This window comes from Mesorhizobium atlanticum (genome assembly GCF_003289965.1).
Classification (GTDB): domain Bacteria; phylum Pseudomonadota; class Alphaproteobacteria; order Rhizobiales; family Rhizobiaceae; genus Mesorhizobium; species Mesorhizobium atlanticum.
The window spans coordinates 22,247-44,851 of record NZ_QMBQ01000004.1; the positions used below are offsets into that span (position 1 = coordinate 22,247).

Annotated in this window: 34 protein-coding genes and 1 pseudogene; 33 read left to right on the forward strand and 2 right to left on the reverse strand. The window is 63.0% G+C overall.

The window, feature by feature from the left end:
• The 5 genes from DPM35_RS13735 to DPM35_RS13755 all read left to right on the forward strand — a co-directional run bounded on the left by DPM35_RS13735 (window position 1) and on the right by DPM35_RS13755 (window position 2,785).
• The gene (locus DPM35_RS13735; RefSeq protein WP_112127840.1) at window positions 1–225 is read left to right on the forward strand and encodes a helix-turn-helix transcriptional regulator; all 225 of its coding nucleotides are present in this window, start codon (window positions 1–3) and stop codon (window positions 223–225) included.
• Window positions 222–593, forward strand: a complete 372-nt coding sequence (locus DPM35_RS13740; protein ID WP_112127841.1) for a hypothetical protein — start codon at window positions 222–224, stop codon at window positions 591–593. The genes DPM35_RS13735 and DPM35_RS13740 overlap by 4 nt, the downstream gene beginning before the upstream one ends.
• Window positions 594–720: 127 nt before the next feature.
• Window positions 721–1,203 carry a phage regulatory CII family protein gene (locus DPM35_RS13745; RefSeq protein ID WP_112127842.1) on the forward strand — a complete coding sequence of 161 codons (483 nt, stop codon included), beginning with the start codon at window positions 721–723 and terminating at the stop codon, window positions 1,201–1,203.
• Window positions 1,203–1,571: an HNH endonuclease signature motif containing protein gene (locus DPM35_RS13750; protein ID WP_112127843.1), complete on the forward strand. Its 369-nt coding sequence runs from the start codon at window positions 1,203–1,205 to the stop codon at window positions 1,569–1,571. Before DPM35_RS13745 ends, DPM35_RS13750 begins: the two co-directional genes overlap by 1 nt.
• A gap of 38 nt (window positions 1,572–1,609) precedes the next feature.
• Window positions 1,610–2,785 (forward strand): MT-A70 family methyltransferase, encoded by a 1,176-nt coding sequence (locus tag DPM35_RS13755; protein ID WP_425373381.1) that lies wholly within the window; start codon window positions 1,610–1,612, stop codon window positions 2,783–2,785.
• Window positions 2,786–2,787: 2 nt separating this feature from the next.
• Here the strand turns inward: DPM35_RS13755 and DPM35_RS13760 are convergent, their stop codons facing one another.
• Window positions 2,788–3,792, reverse strand: coding sequence for a hypothetical protein (locus DPM35_RS13760; RefSeq protein WP_146767949.1), 1,005 nt, complete (start codon window positions 3,790–3,792; stop codon window positions 2,788–2,790).
• A gap of 59 nt (window positions 3,793–3,851) precedes the next feature.
• Here DPM35_RS13760 and DPM35_RS13765 point away from each other — a divergent pair, with 59 nt between their 5' ends.
• From DPM35_RS13765 to DPM35_RS13790, 6 genes are read left to right on the forward strand one after another with little or no spacing between them, the layout of a single operon-like run.
• Complete coding sequence (locus DPM35_RS13765; protein ID WP_112127846.1) at window positions 3,852–4,742, forward strand: DNA adenine methylase; 891 nt, start codon at window positions 3,852–3,854, stop codon at window positions 4,740–4,742.
• Window positions 4,739–5,020: a hypothetical protein gene (locus DPM35_RS13770; protein WP_112127847.1), complete on the forward strand. Its 282-nt coding sequence runs from the start codon at window positions 4,739–4,741 to the stop codon at window positions 5,018–5,020. The genes DPM35_RS13765 and DPM35_RS13770 overlap by 4 nt, the downstream gene beginning before the upstream one ends.
• Window positions 5,013–5,333: a hypothetical protein gene (locus DPM35_RS13775; RefSeq protein ID WP_112127848.1), complete on the forward strand. Its 321-nt coding sequence runs from the start codon at window positions 5,013–5,015 to the stop codon at window positions 5,331–5,333. The genes DPM35_RS13770 and DPM35_RS13775 overlap by 8 nt, the downstream gene beginning before the upstream one ends.
• Window positions 5,330–5,623, forward strand: a complete 294-nt coding sequence (locus tag DPM35_RS13780) for a hypothetical protein (protein WP_112127849.1) — start codon at window positions 5,330–5,332, stop codon at window positions 5,621–5,623. The genes DPM35_RS13775 and DPM35_RS13780 overlap by 4 nt, the downstream gene beginning before the upstream one ends.
• Complete coding sequence (locus DPM35_RS13785) at window positions 5,620–5,919, forward strand: hypothetical protein (protein WP_112127850.1); 300 nt, start codon at window positions 5,620–5,622, stop codon at window positions 5,917–5,919. Before DPM35_RS13780 ends, DPM35_RS13785 begins: the two co-directional genes overlap by 4 nt.
• Window positions 5,916–6,467 carry a hypothetical protein gene (locus DPM35_RS13790; protein ID WP_112127851.1) on the forward strand — a complete coding sequence of 184 codons (552 nt, stop codon included), beginning with the start codon at window positions 5,916–5,918 and terminating at the stop codon, window positions 6,465–6,467. The genes DPM35_RS13785 and DPM35_RS13790 overlap by 4 nt, the downstream gene beginning before the upstream one ends.
• 2 nt (window positions 6,468–6,469) lie before the next feature.
• Here the strand turns inward: DPM35_RS13790 and DPM35_RS13795 are convergent, their stop codons facing one another.
• Complete coding sequence (locus DPM35_RS13795; protein WP_112127852.1) at window positions 6,470–7,492, reverse strand: pentapeptide repeat-containing protein; 1,023 nt, start codon at window positions 7,490–7,492, stop codon at window positions 6,470–6,472.
• Between the two features lie 89 nt (window positions 7,493–7,581).
• Between DPM35_RS13795 and DPM35_RS13800 the strand changes: the two genes are divergently transcribed.
• From DPM35_RS13800 to DPM35_RS13895, 22 genes and pseudogenes are all read left to right on the forward strand, one after another.
• A complete protein-coding gene (locus DPM35_RS13800) occupies window positions 7,582–8,706 on the forward strand; it encodes a helix-turn-helix domain-containing protein (RefSeq protein ID WP_112127853.1) in 1,125 nt (374 codons plus the stop codon).
• The gene (gene nusG, locus DPM35_RS13805) at window positions 8,675–9,361 is read left to right on the forward strand and encodes a transcription termination/antitermination protein NusG (RefSeq protein ID WP_245431535.1); all 687 of its coding nucleotides are present in this window, start codon (window positions 8,675–8,677) and stop codon (window positions 9,359–9,361) included. The genes DPM35_RS13800 and nusG overlap by 32 nt, the downstream gene beginning before the upstream one ends.
• A gap of 111 nt (window positions 9,362–9,472) precedes the next feature.
• On the forward strand, window positions 9,473–9,766 hold the full coding sequence (locus DPM35_RS13810; protein ID WP_112127854.1) for an HNH endonuclease: 294 nt from the start codon (window positions 9,473–9,475) through the stop codon (window positions 9,764–9,766).
• A gap of 84 nt (window positions 9,767–9,850) precedes the next feature.
• A complete protein-coding gene (locus DPM35_RS13815) occupies window positions 9,851–10,330 on the forward strand; it encodes a helix-turn-helix domain-containing protein (RefSeq protein WP_112127855.1) in 480 nt (159 codons plus the stop codon).
• On the forward strand, window positions 10,317–12,026 hold the full coding sequence (locus DPM35_RS13820) for a terminase TerL endonuclease subunit (RefSeq protein WP_112127856.1): 1,710 nt from the start codon (window positions 10,317–10,319) through the stop codon (window positions 12,024–12,026). Before DPM35_RS13815 ends, DPM35_RS13820 begins: the two co-directional genes overlap by 14 nt.
• Window positions 12,023–13,249: a phage portal protein gene (locus DPM35_RS13825; protein ID WP_112127857.1), complete on the forward strand. Its 1,227-nt coding sequence runs from the start codon at window positions 12,023–12,025 to the stop codon at window positions 13,247–13,249. The genes DPM35_RS13820 and DPM35_RS13825 overlap by 4 nt, the downstream gene beginning before the upstream one ends.
• Entirely contained in the window at window positions 13,246–13,911 is a 666-nt protein-coding gene (locus DPM35_RS13830) for an HK97 family phage prohead protease (protein WP_073984744.1), read from the forward strand. Before DPM35_RS13825 ends, DPM35_RS13830 begins: the two co-directional genes overlap by 4 nt.
• Before the next feature lie 30 nt (window positions 13,912–13,941).
• A pseudogene (locus tag DPM35_RS13835) lies at window positions 13,942–15,241 on the forward strand (phage major capsid protein).
• 70 nt (window positions 15,242–15,311) lie between these two features.
• Complete coding sequence (locus DPM35_RS13840) at window positions 15,312–15,533, forward strand: hypothetical protein (RefSeq protein ID WP_112127858.1); 222 nt, start codon at window positions 15,312–15,314, stop codon at window positions 15,531–15,533.
• A gap of 57 nt (window positions 15,534–15,590) precedes the next feature.
• On the forward strand, window positions 15,591–15,953 hold the full coding sequence (locus DPM35_RS13845) for a hypothetical protein (protein ID WP_112127859.1): 363 nt from the start codon (window positions 15,591–15,593) through the stop codon (window positions 15,951–15,953).
• A gap of 2 nt (window positions 15,954–15,955) precedes the next feature.
• Window positions 15,956–16,525 (forward strand): head-tail connector protein, encoded by a 570-nt coding sequence (locus tag DPM35_RS13850; RefSeq protein WP_112127860.1) that lies wholly within the window; start codon window positions 15,956–15,958, stop codon window positions 16,523–16,525.
• Window positions 16,525–16,734, forward strand: a complete 210-nt coding sequence (locus DPM35_RS13855; RefSeq protein WP_112127861.1) for a hypothetical protein — start codon at window positions 16,525–16,527, stop codon at window positions 16,732–16,734. The genes DPM35_RS13850 and DPM35_RS13855 overlap by 1 nt, the downstream gene beginning before the upstream one ends.
• The gene (locus DPM35_RS13860) at window positions 16,712–17,056 is read left to right on the forward strand and encodes a phage head closure protein (protein ID WP_112127862.1); all 345 of its coding nucleotides are present in this window, start codon (window positions 16,712–16,714) and stop codon (window positions 17,054–17,056) included. Before DPM35_RS13855 ends, DPM35_RS13860 begins: the two co-directional genes overlap by 23 nt.
• Window positions 17,053–17,571 carry an HK97-gp10 family putative phage morphogenesis protein gene (locus DPM35_RS13865; protein WP_112127863.1) on the forward strand — a complete coding sequence of 173 codons (519 nt, stop codon included), beginning with the start codon at window positions 17,053–17,055 and terminating at the stop codon, window positions 17,569–17,571. The genes DPM35_RS13860 and DPM35_RS13865 overlap by 4 nt, the downstream gene beginning before the upstream one ends.
• Entirely contained in the window at window positions 17,568–17,957 is a 390-nt protein-coding gene (locus tag DPM35_RS13870) for a DUF3168 domain-containing protein (protein ID WP_112127864.1), read from the forward strand. The genes DPM35_RS13865 and DPM35_RS13870 overlap by 4 nt, the downstream gene beginning before the upstream one ends.
• 36 nt (window positions 17,958–17,993) lie before the next feature.
• On the forward strand, window positions 17,994–18,431 hold the full coding sequence (locus DPM35_RS32415; RefSeq protein WP_181592016.1) for a phage tail tube protein: 438 nt from the start codon (window positions 17,994–17,996) through the stop codon (window positions 18,429–18,431).
• The gene (locus DPM35_RS13875) at window positions 18,431–18,838 is read left to right on the forward strand and encodes a gene transfer agent family protein (protein WP_181592017.1); all 408 of its coding nucleotides are present in this window, start codon (window positions 18,431–18,433) and stop codon (window positions 18,836–18,838) included. The genes DPM35_RS32415 and DPM35_RS13875 overlap by 1 nt, the downstream gene beginning before the upstream one ends.
• The gene (locus DPM35_RS32420) at window positions 18,838–18,993 is read left to right on the forward strand and encodes a hypothetical protein (protein ID WP_181592018.1); all 156 of its coding nucleotides are present in this window, start codon (window positions 18,838–18,840) and stop codon (window positions 18,991–18,993) included. The genes DPM35_RS13875 and DPM35_RS32420 overlap by 1 nt, the downstream gene beginning before the upstream one ends.
• A gap of 18 nt (window positions 18,994–19,011) precedes the next feature.
• Entirely contained in the window at window positions 19,012–21,000 is a 1,989-nt protein-coding gene (locus DPM35_RS13880) for a phage tail length tape measure family protein (RefSeq protein WP_112127866.1), read from the forward strand.
• Window positions 21,000–21,608, forward strand: coding sequence for a hypothetical protein (locus DPM35_RS13885; RefSeq protein ID WP_112127867.1), 609 nt, complete (start codon window positions 21,000–21,002; stop codon window positions 21,606–21,608). Before DPM35_RS13880 ends, DPM35_RS13885 begins: the two co-directional genes overlap by 1 nt.
• Window positions 21,605–22,171: a DUF2163 domain-containing protein gene (locus DPM35_RS13890; protein WP_112127868.1), complete on the forward strand. Its 567-nt coding sequence runs from the start codon at window positions 21,605–21,607 to the stop codon at window positions 22,169–22,171. Before DPM35_RS13885 ends, DPM35_RS13890 begins: the two co-directional genes overlap by 4 nt.
• 8 nt (window positions 22,172–22,179) lie before the next feature.
• Window positions 22,180–22,602: a DUF6950 family protein gene (locus tag DPM35_RS13895; RefSeq protein WP_146767950.1), complete on the forward strand. Its 423-nt coding sequence runs from the start codon at window positions 22,180–22,182 to the stop codon at window positions 22,600–22,602.
• The last annotated feature ends 3 nt before the right edge of the window (window positions 22,603–22,605 follow it).

Below are 22,605 nucleotides of genomic sequence, written 5' to 3' on the forward strand. Positions count from 1 at the left end.
ATGAAGCTCTCTGAATTCATGCGCATGAATGACCTGTCTCCTGACGCGCTGGCGGCGCTCTTGGGCGACGTCTCTGCGTCTGGTGTTCGTAAATGGGCCAACGAAGAGCGCATTCCGCGCAAGGATCAGATTGAGCGCATCGTTGAAATCACCGACGGCCAGGTGATGCCAAACGACTTCTTCAGCATCCCCGAGCGCTTCGTAACGCGAGAGGTGGCCGCATGAGCCTGCTCGCCTCCGCCGATTTCAACGATCGTCTGGTTCCACGTTCCGCGCCGGCCCTCTCCCAAGAGCCTGACCGCGCGACCTCCTGCCCGTTCACCGCGGGGCAGGACCAGACCGCGCCGCTTGCAACGGAGCCATGCGACGGCGCGGTCGCCCTTTCTGAAGCCTCGCGATTCATCCTGTCGCTGATCGCCGCCTATCGCGGGCGTGGCGAGGTCGAGGCGCTGGCATGGGCTATTGCCGAAGGCGGCAACGCGATCGGCGTGCCCGCCCTGCTCGCGCGCGGCGCCGACGACATCGAGGATCTTGCCGACGTGCCGGGCTACGCCCGCTGGGCGGCGAACCGATTCAGGAGCGGCGGACCATGAAGACATCGAACTGCGGACCTCCGTGAGGGACTGGCCCGCAACCTGACTCCGAAAAACCTTTCCCGCCACGGGAAACGACGCCGGGATTTCCCGGCGCGGGAACCTTTTGTGCCTGAGGAGGCCCACGATGGTACCGAACGCGAATGCCCGCCACTTCCTGCTCAAGGCCAAGCAGCGCGACCTGATCGCCGCCGCCGGCGGTATCGAGCGCGCCGCCTTGGTCTGCTCCTATGGAAAGTCGACAGTCGGCCGCTGGGCCAATGCCGACAGCACGGAGCTGATGCCGCTCGACGCGATGTTCGCGCTCGAGGAGGAAACCGGCCGCTTCGACATGAGCGAAGCCATCATCACCGCGCGGGGGCGCCGCCTGGCCGAAGTCGAGACGACAGCCGCCAATGGCAACATCATGACGGCCCATGCCGAGACGGTCGTGCGCATGGGCGAGCTGATGACGGAAGGCGCGCTCGCCTTCGCCGATGGCGAACTGACGCCGTCTGAAAGCGCGCAGATCGACCGCTCGCTCGCCAAGCTCAACAACGCCATCGGCGAATACCGCAAGGTGCTTGCCGGCGCCAAGGCCGCCGGCGGGCTGAAGGTCGTGGGCGACTGATGAATTCGCCGCTCGCCCGCCGCGACCTCATTCGCGAAAGGATCATGGCCTGTGTCGAGGTGACCGACACCGGCTACGAGACGCCGTGCCACATCTGGACCGGCTCGGATTCCGGCGACGGACGCGGCGGCGGCTATCCGCGCATGAAGCTGAACGACCGCACATGCGCGGCGCATATCGTGAGCTTCACCAACGAGTTCGGCTACGTGCCGCGCAACAAGCAGATCGACCACAAATGCCGGCAGCGGCTGTGCGTCAATCCCGACCATCTGGAGATGGTCAGCCATATCGAGAACCAGAAGCGGCGCGACGCCGCGAACGGCGTGGTGCGCCGCAAGCGCAAGCGCCGGAAGGCGGTGGCGGCATGAGCGACCTGCAGGCGCATCCGCTGGCCGAGCTGTTCCCGATGCTTTCCGAAACGGAGATCGGCGAGCTGGCCGACGATATCGTGACTTATGGCCAGCGCGAGCCAATCGTGCTGCTCGACGGCAAGGTGCTGGACGGGCGCAACCGGCTGGCCGCCTGCCGCTTCGCCGATGTCGAGCCGCGCTTCGTCGATTACGAAGGCGATGATCCACTCGGCTTCGTGCTTTCGCTCAACCTGCATCGCCGGCACCTGACCGAAAGCCAACGCGCCATGGTGGCGGCGCAGATCGTCGACTGGGAACGCGGCATCAACCAGCATACGGGAGGGTCTGCAAATTTGCAGACCCGCGAAGCTGCGCGCCGGCTGTCAATTTCCGAGCGCGCCGTAGCAGCCGCCAAGCGCATCCGCGACCATGGCGCCGGCGAGCTCGTCGAGGCGATCCGCGAGGGCCGCGTTTCCGTGCATGCCGGCGAGGCGATCTCCGACCTTGCGTTGGAAGCGCAGCGCGAAGTGCTGGCACGCGAAGAGAAAGAGATCATCGCCAAGGCGAAGGCGATCCGTGAGGCGCGGCAGAAGATGCGCCACACTGTGCGCTTGGCGCACATGGATTTCGTCGCCGAGAAAGGCCGCGCCTCGGCACCGGCCAAGCTCGCGCGCCTCTATCCGGTCTACTATGCCGATCCACCCTGGCGCTTCGGTGTGCGCTCGGAAGTGACCGGGCGCGAGAAGAGCGCGGAGAACCATTATCCGACGCTGACGACCGACGAGATTTGCGCGCTGCTGGCAGGTCTCATCGGCGGCGATCATCCGGCCGTCTGCTTCCTGTGGGCCACAAACCCGATGCTGCTCGACGCGCTTCGCGTGCTCGAAGCGTGCGGCTTCACCTATGTGCATCACTGGATCTGGGACAAGGAAGTCGCCGGCACCGGCTATTGGGGCCGCGACCGCCACGAGCTGCTGCTGATCGGCCGCCGCGGCGACATCGCCGCGCCCTTGCCTGGCACCCAGCCTGAAACCGTCCATCGCGAGCGTAAGGGCAAGCATTCGGCCAAGCCAGATTTTTTCGCCGAGCAAATCGAGAAGCTGTTTCCCGGTGTGGCACGGCTGGAGCTTTTCGCGCGACGCGCGCGTCCGGGCTGGGACCATTGGGGCTTTGAAGCGTCACCGCCGGAGACGGCAAAGGAGCAGTGCGCCAGAAAGGCTGAGGCGGCATGAACTTACTGCTTTTGACCAGATTTCCTCTGAGAGGGCGGCGGCTTCCCGACCAAGAAATGGTCCGACCACTCGATAGGTCGATCCCCGATGATCGTGGGTGGTCTTTCTGGATCGAACCAGTTTTGAGCCTTACGCAAATCTGGGACGGCAACGTCACCGATAGTTGCTCCAGAAAAATCACAACTACCAAAGTCGTGGCCCGAAAAATTGTCCACGCTACGAATTGTGCAGGTCCTGAATTTGCAACGAACGAACCAACCGTTCACCGCCACTGCGCTTCTAATAAAAAGGCAGTCGAGAAACCAAATTTCGTCGCTCGGCCCGACTTCCACCTCGGCTCTCCGAAAAGTCCCATCGTCGTAGATAGCCCCCGCTACGCCCCTTACGATGCGCCAATTCGTGGGCTTCTGCCGGCCCGTGTCAGTGAATTCGGTTTCAAACTCAAGTTTGCGTTCTGCCCGCAAGCCGGTCTTGAGCCAGGACTTTTCCAAAGCGGCGATAGCAAGCTGCACCCCAGTGTTTGTGTGACTTGTCTTGCCGCGTTCCTCAACAAAATCCGCGATCAAGTTCATCGCCTCAATAGCAAAAGGCGAGTTCGGTGTGGTGGCAACTGCCTGGAGCGTCACCAGTCCAGCGCTAACGTGGGATCGCTTGCCGGGCTCGGCCAGCAATTCTGCTCCCTTTTGGAGCCGCAGTGCCAAGTTATTCTCGTCCGTTGCGGCGATCTGAGCGGAAAGTTTGTCAATCTGGATGCGTTGCAACTTAGCCTGTTGAGTGGAGATCAGCCCGCGCCACACCACGGTGCAGAATGTCACCAAAGTGACCCCGAGCGCTCCGGCGCTACCAGCCATCTGAACTCGGCGAAGCATGGCCTCGTCATCGGGCGCGGCAAGTATCCATGGGAGGAAAAAAGAGCAAGCGATCGGAGTGATAATTGCGAGAGCAATCGCCAATGCTTGCCAGGTCTGAGCAGTCTCCCAGAAATTCTCGTCGTTTTGTTCAGTCATACTGGATGCCCCCGCCGCAAAGGGCATAACATGCCTGGTGGCGGCTTGGCGAGGGCGTCATGAACGCCCCCACTCGTCCCGTTCTTCGCTGGCATGGCGGCAAGTGGAAGCTCGCGCCGTGGATCATCGGTTTCTTCCCCGCGCACAAGATCTATGTCGAGCCTTTCGGCGGCGGCGGCAGCGTGCTGATGCGAAAGCCCCGTTCCTACGGTGAGATCTACAATGATCTCGACGACGAGGTCGTCACCCTATTCCGCGTTCTGCGCGACCGCGCCTCGGCTGCTGAGCTTGAGCGCCTTCTTCGATTGACGCCCTTCGCGCGCGGCGAATTCAAGGGCGCATACCAGCCGTCCGAGGATCCGATCGAGCGTTCGCGCCGGCTGTTGGTGCGCTCGTATATGGGCTTCGGCAGCAACGCGCATGCCAGTCAGCACAAAGGCCATCGCTCAACCGGCTTTCGATCGAACTCGAACCGCTCCGGCACGACGCCGGCGCAGGATTGGGCGAACTATCCCGACGTGCTTGCGGCGATGGTGGCGCGCCTCGCCGGCGTTGTGATTGAGAACCGCGATGCCAAGGTGGTGATGGCGCAGCACGACAGCGGCGAGACGCTGCATTACGTCGACCCGCCGTATCTGCCCGAAACTCGAGCTCGGGGAAACCGCTACGATCTCGCATGGCGCATGTACCGGCACGAACTTAGCCGGAACGATCATGCCGCGCTGCTCGCCTTCCTGGCTGATCTCAAAGGCATGGTCATTCTCTCCGGCTATCCGGATCCGCTCTATGACGATGCGCTGACCAACTGGCGCCGGATTGAGACAAAGGCGTTTGCCGACGGCGCTCGCGAGCGCGTTGAAGTTCTGTGGCTCAACCCCGCATGTGCAGCCGCACTTGACGCTCGCGCTTCCGGTGCCGGCGCACCGCTTTTCGCAAGGATGACAGCATGAGCGCTCCGTCCTTCTCGCCCGCGATGCTGCAGCTCTTCCTATATGCCCGGTGCGTCGCCGCGCATGCGCGCACACCCCGCCTGAAATTCCAGACTGCCGCCGAGCGCGAGAAGACCCGGCTGCGCAAGCTGGCGTGTGTGACTGTCAACCAGATGCATTCGGCCTGGATGGGCCGGCTGCCAACGCCCGAACCGCGCGCGCGGCTTTGGGCGGTGCTCGGTCATTTCCCGTCCGACTTCGGCGTAGTGCTCACCCATGGAGGGCAGGAGCATGGCTGAAATCGCCTTCCACCGCTTCGCCGACGCATTTCAGCAGCGCCTCGATCATCTCGGCTATTCGCTGCGCAAGGCCGAGGACGTCTGGCCGGAAACGGACCGGGCGATGCTGTCGCGCGCCATAAACGGCAAGACGCTGTCGGCCGGCAACTACCTCTTGCTTTGCGAGTATGCCGGCCTCGACCCATACCTCTATCTCGGGCGCAACCCGCGCCGCCGCACGACGGTAAAAACCATTTTAGATCATATGGTTACACCATCTGACAAACGTGAAACGCGTGACGAGATCGCGCGCATGAGGGTCAATTCCAGATGACGCATTCCACCGAAAGCCTCGACCCGCACGTAAAGGCGATGCGCGACGCCGAGGACGATGCCGCGCGCGCCAATGTGCTGCTTTCCGCGCCCGTGTTCACGCTGATGCGCTGGCGCACGACCTTCGTCACCTATTGCCGCCGCGCCGCCTTCCGCGAGGGCGAGCACTACCTCGACATGCTGGCCGAGACGCTGTCGAAGCCGCGCCATCGCGGCAATCTCGGCGGCACCATGCCGATGTCGGGTGCAACGGCAACGCTGCTCGGAATTCTGGAAAGGTCGAGCAGATGACCGCGCCCGTCGAAAACCAGATCGAGGGCAAGCTTGCGCGGAAGCTGGCGCCGGTCGTGCGCGAGATGCTGCTTGCCGAAGTGGAGCGGCTGGCGGCAGCGAAAATCGCCGCGAAGCCGAAGGCCAGCACGGCCGACGAGATCATCATGGAGGCCTGCCGGCTGGTTGCTCGAACGGTCGACCGGCTGGAGGATGCAAAATACACCAAGCGCGAGATTGCTGCGCGACGCGAGCTGGAAAAGGCCGCGCTCGATCTCGGGCGCGCCATGCGCAAATTCGGGCGGATGCCGCCATGAACGCGCATACGCTCTCACCTGACGCCGCCAAGCTGAAGGCCATCAAGGTAGCGATCGACGCGCTTGGGCCGTGCGACTGGACGCGCGCGCATGATGAGAAGGGCGCGCTCATCGAGGCATGCGGCGACTATGGCGAGCGCTATGTGCTTGCCCGCTTCGGCGATCACGCCAGCGTCGACGAGGTCGCCTTTGTCTGCGCGGCGCCCGATACGGTGCGTTTCCTTCTACGCCTTCTGACGCGTGCGTTTTCCGAGATTCATGAACTGCGCGGCGAACCGGTGCGCCGGAACAAGCCGGCCGGCGAGCCTGCCACGGACAAGAACTTCGCGGCCGAATGCTGGATGAAATGCCAGGACGCGCGCTTCAAGGTCTACCTCGAAGAGCGGCACGGGCTGGAACGGCCGCTGACGGATGACCGGGTGGCGCAGCGCGTGCGCTCGCTCCTCGGCGTCACCTCACGAAAACAACTCAACGATGGCGGGGAACCGGCCGACGCGTGGAAAGCGCTGCGGGCAGACTTCGCCGCATGGCTGAAGGCGGGACGATGAAGTTAGTTATGGGACCACGTTTTCAGCCAATTAGGGAAGCTCGTTGGTCGAAAAGCCTCGGGAAATTTGGCCTTGGCCTGGTCCGTGGTCAATCGGCGACAGAGATCGACTCTCACTGTCGGAAGTATCCCCTCAAGGCTTGGTCGCTGACCCAATGGAAGTGGTTTTCCAGCTTTATCTTTGGGCGGATCGCAAAGTGTTATCTTGTCCAGCGCCGGCTGAGCGAGGGGCGTTGCCGCTTCGTAGGGTCCAAAAGGACCGGGCAACTTCTTCGTTCCAGATCTAAGCGGAGGTTTGTCTGCCCACGCAAAGAGCCGTCCCTTGATGGTATCGCCCGGCCAGTTGAGAGTCGCGCCAGAAACGTCGCAAAGATCTATGGTGGGCGGTTTGCCAGAGGGGATCAGCGTGGTCTCTATCAAGCTGCATCCGACGATTTTGGCGTCATCGAACCTGCCGGTGATATAAGAATCTCGGGCTTCGAGATTGTTGAATTCAGTACGACTGAAATCGACTTCCCGAAGCGAAAAGTCTGTGAATTTCGCACCATAGAAGGCCGCATCGCTGAAGTCGATTTTGGACATGTCAACGTTCCAATAGAACTCTTGCGAACTTGGTCCAGCGAATTCAACGTCGGAGAAGATAACCGCCCGTGTACATCTTCCTTTTTCATCATCCCAACCTCCGAGGGTCTTGCACGACAGGTCCACCCCGGTAAGGTCCTTGTCCTGGTTGACCAAATAGGTCAGCGCCGCTCCCTTTCCGGTGTTGCCGCCGGCAGGACGGAGCAAAACTTCCCACGCACGTGCCTTGGCATCCTCGGCCTTCACCAATCGATCGGCCGCCCGGTCTGCAAAATCGGCTCGAATTTGCAAGGCCGTGAGCAAAAGGACGATAAAGCCGGCTACCGCCGCCAAATTGGCCAAAATCTTGAAGATAGCCCTGGTCTCAATGAACTTGACGGTGGGGCCTGCCAGACTTTCGACAAATGCGTCGAAGCGCCCCAACGCTTTAAAGACGTAGCCCATTTCACCCGCCCCTCTTCCTCGCTCAGAATAACCAGAGAACTGTTTCGTGGTCGAGCATCTGAGATCTGTCACGACCAGGGCGGTGGCATATGACCGGTCCTCGCCTTTCGATCATTCCGGCCCGCGCGGCGACCGACAGGGCGCTGAAGCCGCGCGACCTGCAGGTGCTGTGCGTGCTTGGGCGCCATACTGACGATCTCGGCTGGTGCCGCAAGAGCCAGGTCAAGATGGCCGATGAGATGGGCTGCGCGCGCGCGACCGTATTCGAGGCGATCGAGCGGCTGGTCAAGGCCGGCTACCTTGAGCGCTATGTGCAGGAAGAGCAGAACGGTCGCGACAGCCCGCATGTCTATCGCGTCATCCTCGATCCGAAACACCTCGATCCTGGCAGCGTGCGCGAGGTCGATTCCAGTGCGGATTACCCCTCCCGGCAGGCCGGCACCCCTGCCGGTATATCGGCACCCCCTGCCGGTCCAGAACCGGCACCCCCTGCCGGTCCAGAACCGGCACCTAAGAACGACCCTCTTAGAACGTCGATTCAGAACGAATCCGAGAGAGAGCGCACGCGCGAGGAAGAAAAGGCAATCGAGCGCTGGCTGAAGAAGGCGCATCCGAACTGGCCGAGCTACATCAGCGACAGCGGGCCGAAGGCGCTGGCCGAGGCGCGCAAGCTGACCGAGGCGGAGCGCGACATGGCCGCCGATCGCATGGGCGATTACGTGGCCAGCGCCAAGGTCGGCGGCCGGACGGTGATTTGCACCTTCGCTGTGTATCTCGCTGAGAAGCGCTGGGAGAAGCTGCCGCCGAAGGCCGCGCCGGCTGCCGAGGCTGAGGATTATGCGCCGCCTTTCGGACCGGTGTGGATGGCGTGGGTGCTGGGCCACATGCTGGACGGTCCGACTAATCCGGCGGCGACCGCTTTCGCTGAGCGGTGGCCGCATCTGTTCAAGCTGTTCGGCATGGCGCGCCAAGGGCGCGGCTATCGCTTCGGCGAGCGCTGGCATGCACTGAAGGGCCAGATGGTCGCCGTGCCTGTGGACATACCGCTGTGGAACGACTGGAAGGCCTGTTTCCAACAACGCGGCTGGCCATGGCTGCCTGACCCTGGCCGCGTGGCCTACTTCCCGGTTGGCGGACCGGACGGACTGGCAGCATTCGAAAAGGCGGTACGAGGAACATCTGATGATGGCGATCGGCAGCAAGCGGCTGAGTGACGGTGAGCGTGCCTGGGTCGATCCCTCGACAGGCGAGATCATCAACGTCGACCGCGCATGGCAGAAAAGCGACAGGCGAATCGCATTGCGCCGGCGAGAGCAGGCGCTGCTTGCCGCGGCAGGAATGGATGGCCCGGAAGCGCATTGGTATGTGCTCCGGGTCGAGGATCGGGCCGACATTGCTGTGGATAAGTCGCTTGAAGATGCCAATGTCGAGCGCGTCATGCTGCACACGGAAGTCGAACCGAAGCGCCGTGGCGGTCGCAAACACCAGTCGCTCGAGCCGGTCCGCCTGCCATCCTTTCCCGGCTACATCTTCGTGAAAGTGGTGTCCTGCCCAGTGACATGGGCAGGGCTTCGCACCATCAAAAGCGTGCTCGGTCCAATAGGAGGATGCGACAATCCAAGCCCTGTCAGCGAGCAGGAAATCGTGAAGTTTCAAGCCCGTATCGCGCAGGATCCGGAAGCGATCCGGCTGCTCACCAACGCGCTAAAGGCAGGCGACAAGGTGGCGATCGACAGCGGTCCGTTCGCCGGCTTCGAGGCTGTGGTCCTGATGCTCGGCGACAAGCGCAAGGTATCGGTCGAAGTGGACATCTTCGGTCGCAAGACGGCCATCGGCTTCGACCTTGCAGAAGTCACGAAACTGGATTAGCGAGTCTCCCCCAGGACGAGCTGAAAGAGTCGCACGCCGAGAGGTGGACCGCGCCATCAGCCCCAGGTGAAGCACCCCAGCTTCACCGCAATGGAAAAGATTCCAGACACAATGAGCAGCGACGCAGCGCCATGGCGGCGCTGGTACAAGACCGTGCGATGGCAGCGGCTGCGCGAGCGCATCCTGCTTCGCGACATGTACACCTGCCGCAAGACTGGCGTGCTGCTGATAGGCAAGCACCCTGCACCGAACAGTCCGGTCATCCACCACGACAAAGAGCATCGCGGCAACGAAGCTCTGTTCTGGGATGAGACCAACCTGATGGCTGTCTCCAAGGAATGGCACGACAGCGAAGCGCAGAAGGCAGAGCAGGCAACCCTGCAGCAGCGCGGCGTTTGGTATTGACGGTCGACCAGAGGGGGTGGGCCGAAAGTCTGGAGCCCCCTCGCCGCTGGACCCGCGTCCCCCACATTCGGAGATTTTTTTTCGATGGAGCCGAATTTTGACCTCTTCGGTCATCCGGTTCGTGAGGGCTTCGGTAACCGCGGCCGTCCGCCGTATGAGCCGACCGAAAAAGATCGCAACAAAGTCAAGCTCTTGCTCGCTTTGGGCTGGGCAAACCAGCGGATTGCCAATGCGCTCGGCGTCTCGCCGGCGACGTTGAAGCGGTATTTTAGAGCCGACATGAAGGACCGCGACGCCATGCGCGATCGGCTCGATGCTCGCCGCTTCGAGATCGCCTTCGAGCAGGCGAATGCCGGCAACGTCACCGCCTTGCGCGAACTGGGCGTCATGATCGACCGCAACGACCGCATGTCGATCGAGGCCTCGATGGGCAAGGGACGCGACGAGGACAGGCCAGAGAAGGTCGGCAAGAAGGTCGTCGACGAACAGCGTGCACACGCGGCCGACGCCGACCTGATGGCCGAGCTGGAAAGCGAAGCGGCAACGCAGAATGCTCGCCATTGAGGCGCCACCGCGCTTCGCCTGCCCGGATTGGTGGGAGCGCATTCAGGCCGGACAGACGCCGATGGCGGATGTTCCGGTCAACCAGGACAAGGCGGCGAAGGCGCTGGCCTTCTTCAATCGACTGAAGCTGCCGGACGTGCCCGGCAACCCGCCGCTGGCACAGGCCTGCGGCGAGTGGTTCCGCGAAATCCTGGTCGCCTTCCTCGCCAGCGAGGATCCGGCGACGAAACAGCGCCTGGTCTGGGAACTGCTCTGCATGGTTCCCAAGAAGAACTCGAAAACGACTTACGTCGCCGCGCTCGGCCTGACGGCACTATTCATGGAGGAAGCGCCGAACCGGCAGATGCTGATCGTGGCGCCGAGCCAGAACATCTCGGAACGGTGCTTCGACCAGGCGCAGGGCATGATCCGGCTCGATACCCGGCTCGATGCCATCTTCAAGGTGCAGGATCACCTGAAGTGCATCACCCGGCACAAGACCGGCACAAAACTCGACGTGAAGACCTTCGACACCTCGATCGTCACGGGCGAAATCCCGATCTTGACGATCATCGACGAGCTGCACGAACTCGGCAAGAAGCCGAAGGCCGCCGCCGTCATGCAACAGATACGCGGCGGCGGCATCACCATGCAGGGCGGCCAGGTCCTGATGATCACGACCCAGTCGGACGAACAGCCGGCCGGAATATGGAAGACGGAACTCGACAAGGCTCGACGGATACGTGACGGCAAGGGCGGGCGCTCGCCAATCCTGTTGCCGGTGCTCTACGAGTTCCCGGCCGACCTGCAACGCGACCAGGGCTACTGGCGCGATCGACGTCACTGGAAGTACCTGCTGCCGAACATCGGGCGCTCGATCAGCCCGCAGCGCCTGATCGATGACTACGAAAACAACGGCTCGGCAACCAAGGAAGCCGAGCAGATCTGGGCCAGCCAGCATCTCAACATCGAGATCGGCGTCGGCCTCGCCGGCGATGGATGGCGCGGCGCCGAGTATTGGGACCTTCGCGCCGACGAGACGCTGACGCTGGAATCGCTGGTCGAGCGATCGGAGGTGGCAGTCGTCGGCGCCGACGGCGGCGGCCTGGACGATCTCTTTGGCGTTTGCGTCATTGGCCGTGAGAAAGTGACGCGACGCTGGCTAGTCTGGACTCATGCTTTCGCGCATCCAAAAGTGCTCGAGGTGCGCAAGGAGATCGCGCCGCGGCTGCTGGATTTCGAGGCGGAAGGTTCTCTCGCCTTCTGCGAGGTCTCGCAGTACATCGAGCGGATCGCGGCGATCGCTGCACAGGTGCGCGATGCCGGCCTGCTGCCTGAGAAAAACGCCGTCGGCTTCGATCCGAACAACATCGCCGCTTTCGTCGACGCGCTGGCGCTCAAGAAGATCGAGGGCCTGATGCTGCACCGGCTGCGCCAGGGCCCGGCGCTTTCGCCGGCGCTGTGGGGTCTTGAGCACAAGCTGAGCGACGACACGATCAGCCACGACGGGTCCGACATGATGCGCTGGTCAGTCGGCAACGTGAAGATCGAGGTCAAGGGCAACGGCAACATGGCCACGAAGCAAGCCGCCGGCCGCACCAAGATAGACCCAGTGATCGCCATGCTGTGCGCGGCGATCCTGATGAGCTGGAACCCCGAAGCGTCGCCTGAAGGCAACATGGGCGATTACTTCAAATCCCTGGCAGGTGCCGCTTGAAGCTCTTTCGCAAGATGGCCGACATGGTGGTTCGCGCGCTCACGGTGCGGGAGCCGGACGGCTGGTATCCGGCCGGGCAGATCGGCGATGCCGGCGAGCCCGTGACAGGTAGCAACGCGCTCGCACTCTCCGCGGTCTGGGGATGCGTCAATCTGCTGGCCGGCACGATCTCGTCGCTGCCTCTGATGCTCTATCGGACCTTGGCAGACGGCACGCGGGAAGTCGCCAGGGATCATCCCCTCTATCGGCTGCTGCATGACAGCCCTAACTTCGATCAGACCGCGGTCGACTTCTGGGACTTCATGGCCTCGTCGATCGAGTTATGGGGCAACGCCTATGCGCGGCAACTCCGCGGATCGACCGCTATCGCCGCGCTGGTGCCGGTGCGTCCCGACCTGGTGTCGGTCCGCCGCCTGGTCAACGGCACGCTCGAATATCGGTGGTCATATGAAGGCCGGGCGTATGTCGAGACCGATCAGACGATGCTGCACATTCGCGGCCCGGGCGGCGACCCGCTCGGCGGCATGTCGACACTGCATTTCGGTCGCCACGCCTTCTCGCTTGCTCGCGCGACGGACAAGGCGGCCGGGAAGACTTTCGCCAACGGCCTGCGCCCATCCGGCGGCCTGAAGTTCGATAAGTGGCTGACGCAGGATCAGCGCGACATCGCGGAAAAGAAGATCGCCGACAAGATCGGCGCCGACAACGCCGGCAAGCCTCTGGTGCTCGAAGGCGGCACGGACTGGGTGCAGTTCACCCTGAAACCGGAAGACGCGCAGATGCTCGAATCGCGCGCGTTTTCGGTCGAGGAGATTTGCCGCTTCTTCGGCGTGCCACCGGTCATGATCGGCCACACATCGAAAACCACAAGCTGGCCGACCGGCGTCGAACAGCAGGGCCTGATCCTGCAGAAGTTCACGCTGCGCCGTCGTCTGAAGCGCATCGAACAAGCGCTCGAAAAGCAGTTGCTGACGCCGCAGGACAGGGCTGACGGCATCTCGATCGAGTTCAACCTCGAAGGCCTGCTGCGCGCCGACAGCGCCGGCCGCTCCGCCTTCTACAAGGACATGACCTCGATCGGCGCCATGACCATCAACGAGGTCCGCATGCGCGAGAACATGCCGAAGGTCGAGGGCGGGGACGTGCCGCGCATGCAGATGCAGAACATCCCCATCACGGCTGATCCGGCCGACCAACAGAACCTGATCGGAGGTCCGAAATGAAGACGAAGGATTTCGCCCTGCAGGTCAAGGACCTGTCGGATGACGGCACATTCGAGGGCTACGGCTCGATCTTCGGGAACGTCGATTCCTACGGCGAAAAGGTGATGCCTGGCGCCTTCGTCGAAAGCCTCGCCCGCCACAAGCGCGAGGGCAGCAATGTGCTCATGCTGTGGAACCACGATATCTACCAGCCGATCGGCGTCTGGGAAGACCTTGCGGAAGACGCGAAAGGCCTGTGGGGCAAGGGCCGGTTCCTGCTCGACATACAGCGCGCCCGCGAGGTGCACACGCTCGCCAAGAACAAGGCCATCGGCGGCCTGTCGATCGGCTACAAGGAGGAGGAAGCCGACCAGGAACAGGCTGTGCGCCTGCTCAAGAAGCTCAGCCTCTACGAGATCAGCCCGGTCACCTTTCCGGCGAACCGCCGGGCGCGGATCGAGGCAGTCAAATCCGAGCGCATGGATGAATTCGCCCGCCGGCTACGCGATGGCGACCCCATGCCCGTCAAAGATTTCGAGGACATCCTGCGCGAGGCAGGCGTCCCCAAAGCCATGGCCGTACAGATCGCCTCTGTCGGCTATGCGAAGGCCATTCGGAGCGAGTCCGAGGGCAGCAAGGCGAAAGAACCGGCCGCATTCCTGCAGGCGCTCCTGCGCGGCTGATCACTCACCAACTGTTCGAAGGACATCGTTATGATCAAGAACCACCGCATTGTCGCGGGCGGCATTGCTTTGCTCGCCTGCTCCGCCATCGGCCCCCGCATCGCGTTTGAAAAGCCGAACGAAGGCCGCGAAGGCGTCGACGTCGAAACCCTGGCCAAAGAGGTCAAGGAGAAGTTTCAGAAGGCGCTCGACGACGTCAAGGCGATCGCCGAGGAGGCCCTTGGCAAGGCCAAGGCCGGCGAGGATCTGACCAAGTCCACCAAGGAAAAAGCCGACCAGGCGCTGACCAAGATGAACGGTCTGAACGAGCAGCTCACCACGCTCGAGCAGAAGATCGCCCGCGAAGGCCCAAAGGACGATCAGAAGGCCAAGTCGTTCGGCGAGCAGTTCGTCGAGGCCGAGAGCGTCAAGTCGTGGCTGGCCAGCTCGCCGAGCAAGGGCAAGACCGATCTGCGGATCAAGGCAACGCTTACGTCGGCGACGACCGATACGGCCGGCGCCGTCGGCGACGCCATCGCGCCGACCCGTTTGCCTGGCATCCTGCCGCTGCCGCAGCGCCGCCTGACCGTCCGCGACCTGATCTCGACCGGCCGCATGGACGGCAGCACGCTGGAATACGTCAAGGGAAACCGGCTTCACCAACAATGCCGGCATGGTGGCGGAAGGCACCTCGAAGCCGTCTTCGGACATCAAGCTCGACCTGATGACGACTTCGGCAAAGGTCATCGCGCACTGGATGAAGGCCTCGCGCCAGGTGCTCGAAGACATTTCGCAGCTTCGCTCCATGATCGACCAGCGCCTGATCTATGGTCTTGCCTACAAGGAAGAGTCCCAGATTTTGAACGGTGACGGCACCGGCCAGAATCTCAACGGCATCATTCCGCAGGCAACCGCATATTCGGCGCCGATCTCCCTGGCGGACATGACGATGATCGATGTGCTTCGCCTCGCAATGCTGCAGGCGGCGTTGGCTGAGTACCCGGCCACCGGCCATGTCCTCAACCCGATCGACTGGACCTATATCGAGACCCAGAAGGACGATATCGGCCGTTACATCATCGGCAACCCGCAGGGCTCGATCACGCCCACGCTGTGGGGCCTGCCCGTGGTGCAGACGCAGTCGATGACCGTCCGCAAGTTCCTGACCGGTGCGTTCAAGCTCGGTGCGCAGATTTTCGACCGTTGGGATGCGCGTGTCGAGGCTGGCTTCGAGAACGACGACTTCACCAAGAACCTCATCACGATCCTTGGCGAAGAGCGCGTCGCGCTCGCCGTCTATCGCCCGGAATCCTTCATCTATGGCGATTTCGACACCGCGCTCGCGGCCTGATCGAGGGAGTTCGGCTGATCAAGGCGGGCGGCATCAAAGCCGCCCGCTCTATCAACCGAAGGAGGTCGCAATGGCTGAAAAGCTGCAATGGAAAGTCCTGCGGGGCCATGAAGGCGACCGCATCTACAAGGAAGGCGATACCCGCGAGGGCACCCGGGCCGAGCTTGGCCACCTTGAAGGCAAGACGCTGGAATTGATTGGCCCGGTTAAGGCTGAGAAGGCGGAGCCGGCGTCGAAGAACAAGGCCGAGGGCGCCGCGCCCGCGAACAAGGCCGCGAAACGGCGGAAATAGCTCCGTCGGCACCCGGCGCTCATCTCCCAGGGCGCCATAACTCCCGAGAGGAAAAACATGCGTCGCTACAAGGTAGCCATCACCACCGCTGCCGACGGCAGCGCCACGGCCTACACGCCGCGGCTGTCCGGCAAAATTCACAGCATCCAGTATGTGAAGACCGATTTTGCGAACGGCGTCGGCTTCACAGTCACGTCCGAAGCGACCGGCGAGAGCATCTGGGCAGAGGCCGCCGTCAACGCGTCGGCTGTGCGCTACCCGCGCGCGCCGACGCATACGCAGGCTGGCGCCGCCGCGCTCTTCGCTGCCGGCGGCACTGCCGTGCAGGACAAGATCGGTCTCGGCAACGATCGAGTGAAGATTGTCGTTGCAGCCGGCGGCAATGCCAAATCCGGCACCGTGCACGTTCTGGTCGACTGATCATGCTCGCACCTGTCCGCATCGAGGATCCGGAAGACACGCCCGTCTCGCTCGACGACGTGAAGCTGCATTGCCGCGTCGATTTCGACGATGACGACGTGCTTCTGGAAGCGTTCCTCGATGCGGCCACGGCACACATGGAAAAGATGCTTGACATAGCGCTTGTCACCCAGACCTGGCGGCAGGACTTCGACAGCTTCAAATGCCTGCGACTGGTCAAGGGGCGCGCGCAGAGTGAAGGCCTGGTCGTCGAATATTGGGACAGCGCCAACGCCGAGCAGACACTTCCCGGCCCGACATATCGTATGCTTGTCGATAGCGTTGGGCCGTATGTTGCGATCGCGCCCGGATCGACCTGGCCGCAGGTCTATTGCCGGCCGGATGCGGTGTCCGTGTCCTATGTCGCCGGCAGCTCCCCGGAAGGCGTGCCGGCGGCGCTGAAGGCGGCGATCCTGCTGCACGTTGCTCACCTCTATCAGAACCGCGAGGCAGTCACCGTCGACGCGGTCTCGAATTTCCTGCCGCTCGGCTACGAGGCCCTGATCTGGCCCTTCAAGAAGGTTGGTCTCTGATGTGGGTCCGCTTCATCGCCGACTTCGACTTCTCTCCGGCTGCGCACGGCTGCCGGAGCACCACGGCCTACAAGGCCGGCATGGTGCTGAACGTCACCCGTGAATGCGCCGACAAGGCGATCGACGCCGGCAAGGCAGTCGCCGGCCGCAAGCCGCGCAAGGACGCACCCTTCGAGGAAGTGAGCGATGCGCAAGCCGACGGCCGGTGAACTCCTCTATAACGTCGCCTTCGACAAGAAGGGCGCGGCATCCGACGGCGCCGGCGGCACCACGACGGCCTTTACCGAACAGTTCTCCTGCCGCGCCGCCTATGTGCATCTGCGCGGCGGAGAGAGCGTTCAGGCGGCTCGCCTCCAAGGTCAGCACCCGCAGGTGATCCGCGTGCGGTCATCGTCTCACACACGCGGCGTGACGACCGACTGGCGGATCCGCGACAAGCGCACCGGCGATGTCTTCAACATCCGCGACATCACGCCGGGCCTCGACCGGCAGTTCATCGATTTCCTGTGCCAAAAGGGCGTTGCGCCGTGAAGATCAAGGGCAAGGATAAGTTTCTGGCGCAAATCGCCGCGCTGCCGCAAGCCTTGCGCAACGAAGTGCGCGCGGCGCTCGAAACGTCGGCCGAAGAGATGGTCGATCTCGCAAAGCGCTTTGCGCCCGTCGACAGCGGCGCCCTGAAGAACAGCATCAGCTACAGCTTTGGCGCCTTCACGCCGGAAAACGCGAATGTTCGCGGCGTCGAAACCTCGGGCGGCAATGCGCGTGCCGCCAAGGGCGAAGCCGGCCTGGCCGTGACCGTGCATGCCGGCGACGCGAAAGCCTGGTATGCCTCACTCGTCGAGTTCGGCACCGCGGCTCACACCATCAAGCCGAAGCAGCCAGGCGGCGTGCTCGGCTTCAATGGGACCGCCGTCGAGGAGGTGCACCATCCCGGCGCATCGGCGCGTCCTTTCTTCTTCCCCGCCTATCGCCTGTCCCGGCAGCGGGCCAAGTCGCGCCTGTCGCGTTCGATCCGCAATGGCGCAAAGAAGGCCTTCAGCAAATGATCGGCGCCGAGTTCCAGAAAGCACAGTTCGCCGCTTTGAATGGAGCGACAGATGCGGGCGCCAACGTCTTTGACCAGGTGCCGGAAGAAAATCCGTTTCCGCGCATCACCATCGGTGACGAGCAGGTGATCGACGACACCAACACCTGCCAGGCCGCCTGGGAGGTCTTTTCGGACGTCCACTGCTGGTCGCGTCCGGAGAGCGGATCAAAGATCGAGGTCAAGACGATCGCCGCGCAAGTCGTGACGGCCGTGCTCGGCATCACAGAGGTCGCCGGCTTCACGCTTGTGTCGATCGCGCATCAGACGACGCGGTTTTTCCGCGATCCGGACGGCCTGACTGAGCATGCCGTCGTTTCCTTCCGGGCCTTGATAGACCCGGCCTAACCCGGCCCGGATGGGCGCAACCAAGGAGAGACCACCATGGCACCTGTGCCTCGCGTTACGGGGTCGAAGCTGCTCGTCCAGATCGGCGACGGCGCTACGCCCGAAAACTTCGACCATGACTGCCTGATCAACACCAAGCGCGGCGTCAAGTTCACGTCGGAAACCAACGAAACGGTCATGCCTGATTGCAACAATCCGGAGGATCCGGCGTGGAAGTCGGTCACCAAGGACGGCTTGCAAGCGACGATCTCCGGTGCCGGCATGCTCTATGCCGCATCGCTCGGCAAATGGTGGGCCTGGTACAACAGCGACGACGCCAAGAATATCCGCTTCAACGTCACGCCGGCCGGCTACTGGCAGGGCGCATTCAAGCTGACCGATTTCGAAGTGACCGCCGACGGCAACAAGGACACCGCCACCACGACCCAGACGTTGGTGTCGGACGGCCCGGTCACCTGGACGCCGAACCCCTGATGACCCGGCACGGTGCAATCGATCTGGAATGGGCGGGAGGTTCGCACACCTTCCGCCTGGGGCTTGCCGAGATCGAGGAGTTGGAAGCGACCGTCGATATGTCGGTGTTCCTGCTCTACGCGGCCATGAACGCGCAGGTGCCTTTCGCCCGGCTGAAGCATTATTCCGAGACGATCCGGCTTGGCCTCATGGGCGGCGGCATGAAGCCGGTCGAGGCGCGGCTGCTGGTCAAGCGCTATGTCGACGAGCGTCCGCTTGTCGAAAGCGTGGCGCTTGGCGAGGTCATCCTGCGGGCCGCGATGGAGCGCGTTCACGCGCCGTCGCTGGAGGATGATGCGCCGGGGGAACAGAAGGCGCCGAAGTCAAACGGCTCGACTTCGGCGCCATCTACGGCAACGCCGCCCTGATGGGTATTCCGGACGCCGGCGCGCTGTCGCTCGGCCAGTGGACCGCAATCGTCAAGGCATGGAACGCGGCGCACGCGTCGGAAGACACGCCGCCGGCACCGCCGACCGTGGATGAATTCGAGCTCGCCTATGCCAGGGCGAGAGGATTGCACTAGCCTGGATGTGAGGTTCTAATGGCGATCGAAGCCGAACGGCTGCTTGCCATCTTCGAAGCGAAGTTCGACGCGCTCGACAAGGCTATTGCCAAGTCTCGCGCAGCGGCAAACCAGAACTTCGCCGACATCGAGGCCTCGGGCACGCGAGCGGAGAACGCGCTCGCACGCGTCGGCTCTCGTGGCACTCCCGGCTTCGACAAGCTGTCGAAGTCGATCCAGAACACGAAAGTCCAAACCGGCAACCTGGCGGCGCAGCTCAACGACATCGGCGTTCAGCTCGCCGGCGGGCAGTCGCCATTCCTGGTAGCCATCCAGCAGGGAACCCAAATCCAGCAGGCCCTTGGCGAAGCCGGCGCCAAGGGCGCTGTCTCCGCTATCGGGGGAGCCTTCGCCTCCTTGGTCAATCCCGTCGGGCTCGCCACCATCGCGCTTATCACGCTTGGTGGCGCCGCCATCCAGTATTTTGCTTCGCTGGCAACCGGTGGCGAGAAATCGGAAGAGACGCTGAAGCGTGAAGCCGATCTCATCCAGAAGGTTGCATCGCAATGGGGCGCGGCACTGCCGGCGCTCAAGGCCTATGCCGATGAGCAGGCCAGGCTTGCAGATCAGCAGGACAAGCTGAACGCTCTCATCGCGGCCCGAGAAACGTCAGGTCAGCCGCTTGTGCAGGGTTTCGCCGATGCTACTGCGGAGATCGCCGACCTTCAGGACAAGCTCAACACGCTCGGCCAGAACGCCGCCGCGCAGGAGCTGCGCGACAAGTTCGAAGAACTGAGAAAACAGGTCGAGAACGGCTCTGTCACACAGCAGGACTTCAACGATGTCATCGACGCGTCGAAGGCGACGTTTGCCGACGCCAAGATCAACGGTGACAGCTTCATCGTTATGCTGGAAAGCCTGGCCGGGCGAGCGGCGGCGTTAATTCCAACCATGGCTTCGCTCGCGGGCGAGGTAGACAAGGTGTTCGGCGGCGCCGGTTCTCCGAATGGCCGATCGCCGACGGGCAAGACCGGCGGTTACGATCCTCGCTTCAACTTGCCTGACACTGCCCCGACCCCGGACAGCGCTCCGAACCGCGAAGATGTCCTCGCCGCGCAGGACAAGGCGGCGGCGGCTGCTGCCCGGCGCGCCAGCCGGCAGCAGAAGCTGACGGCCGACGACCGGATCAACGAGGATATCCAGTCGATAAAGGACCGCACCGCCGCGCTCGAGCAGGAAGGGTCGATGCTCGGCCTCTCCTTCGAGGAACAGCAGCGCCGCAAGGTCGCGCTCGACCTCGAACAGCAAGCCCTGAAGCAGCTCCGCGAGGAGGCGATCCGCAAGGGACAGACCGATCTCGATTCGATCCACCTGTCTCCGCAGCAGGTGGCCGCCATCAACGAGGTGGCGGACGCTTACGCCAAGCAGGCAGAGCAGTTGCGGCAGGCGCGCGAACAGCAAGCGCTGCAGCGTGACCTGCTTCAGGGCGCCTTCAGCGACCTGCGCAGCGCCCTCGAGGACGGCAAGCTGGACTGGAAAGATGTCGGCGATATCGCCATCAACGCGCTCGACAAGATCATCGACAAGATCGAGAACGATCTGATCGACGCCATCCTGCAGGCCAATAGCGCTGCCGGCGGCAATGGCATCCTCGGAAGCCTGTTCGGTCTTTTGAGCGGTGGCAGCAGCGGCGGCGGGGGCCTGTCCTGGTTGGACGATCTTTTCCGGGCTTCGGGCGGTCCAGTGCAGGCCGGCAGGCCCTACATCGTCGGCGAGAAGCGACCGGAACTCTTCGTGCCGAACAGGTCTGGCACCATCCTGCCGTCAGTTCCCTCTGTCCAGAACGCCGGCGTCAGCGCTGGCGCTTCGCCCGTCAGTCTTGTGTTTGCGCCGCAGGTCAATGGTGGCTCGGGCGCGGATCCGGACGCGACCATCAACCAGCTCCGCAAGTTCCTCGACAAGGAATTCCTGCCGCGCACGCTGAAGGCTCTGCGCCAGGCCAAGACGCTTGGAATGAGCGTGTCCTGATGGCGATCGCTCTTCCCGCCGTCGGCTTCCAGCCTGCCTATCCGCAGTTGGTGGAATCCGTGTCCGTGTCGCGCTCGGGCACCAAGGCCATGGCGTTCGTCGAATATGCCGACGCCTATTGGTCGATCCAGATGCGCACCAAGCCGCTGAAGGCTTCCGAACGCCTGCTTGTCGAGGCCTTCAAGGATGCCTGCCGCGGCGGACTGAAGACCGTGCTCTACACGCCGAAGCACATGTGTTTGCCGCGCGCCTATTGGGGCGATGCCGGCAACGCCGCGCTCGCCAATGCCGGCAACCTGGTTTCGATCACCGGCAACCAGCTTGCCATCAACAGCGTCGACAACGGTCTGACGCTTGGTGCCGGCGATCTGATTTCTGCGACAGTCGGCGATTACAACTCGTTGTTCCGCATCCAGTCGGGCGGCGTCGCCGCCGGCAACGCCATCACGATCACGGTCGAGCCTGCCGTGCCGAGCTATATTGCGGCCGGCGCCGTCATCACCTTCAAGAACCCTATCGCCAACATGCGATTGCTGCCCGGCTCGTTTTCCATTCCGGACGAGCCGAAGCCGGTCGCGACCTTCACGCTGGTGGAAATCCCGAAATGAGCTTTCCGACGCGCCTGCAGGAAGTGTTGAGCGAAGGCCGGGCGGTGATCCGCTCGGGCATCAAGATCGCCTGCACGACCGGCACATATGGCTTCTGGAACGGCAAGGGCGATATCATTGTCGACGGCCTGGTCTATTGGCCGAACACGCTGATCACCGTTTCCGAGCCGGTCTATGGCCTCGGCACGGCGGCTTCCACCTTCACAGTCGAACTCGTCGCCAAGCGCGACTCCGGCCTCGCGCCGGACAAGCTGTTGCTGATCGAGCAGGAAGGCTACAAGGACGCCCCGATCACCGGTTTCGATTTCTACTTCGATCCCGACGATCGCTCATTCCTGCATGCCGAGCCGGGGCCTTACGGCTTCATCGACACGATCGACCATTCGCGCGAGAACGGCGAGAAGAAGCTGATCGCCAATGTGCGCTCCGGCGCCATCGCCAATCACCGTGACGGCTATCGTACCGCCAGCCACGAAGACCAGCAGCTCGTCTCACCGGGCGACGACTTCTTCCAATACGCCAGCACCGTGAAGCACGAAGTTTTCGACATCAAGTTCGATTGAGCCGCATCATGCTTCAACTCGTCCGGGTTCCCGATTGGGACCGCCGTCTTGCGCGCCTCGTGTCGTCGATCGGCGTCGAGGCCGGCATATGGGGTCAGTCCGACTGTCTGATGACGGCCGCCGCCGGCATCGAGGCCGTCACGGGCATCGATATCATGAAGCCCTGGCGAGGTCGCTACAGGAGCGAAGCCGGCGCCGCCCGCCTGATGCGTAAGGAAGGCTGCGAAACCGTCGAGGATGTGCTCGGCACCTTCTTCGGCCTGCCGGAAGTGGGCCGGCTGCTAGCGATGCGCGGCGATGTCGGCGTGGTCGAGAGTGGCGGGCAGCTTTGCTGCGGCTTTCTCTGCGACCGCGGCTTCCTGGTCCGCACCGAGTCGGGCCGGATCCTGTTACCGCAAACCGCAATCAAGACTGCGTTCAAGGTCGGCTAACCG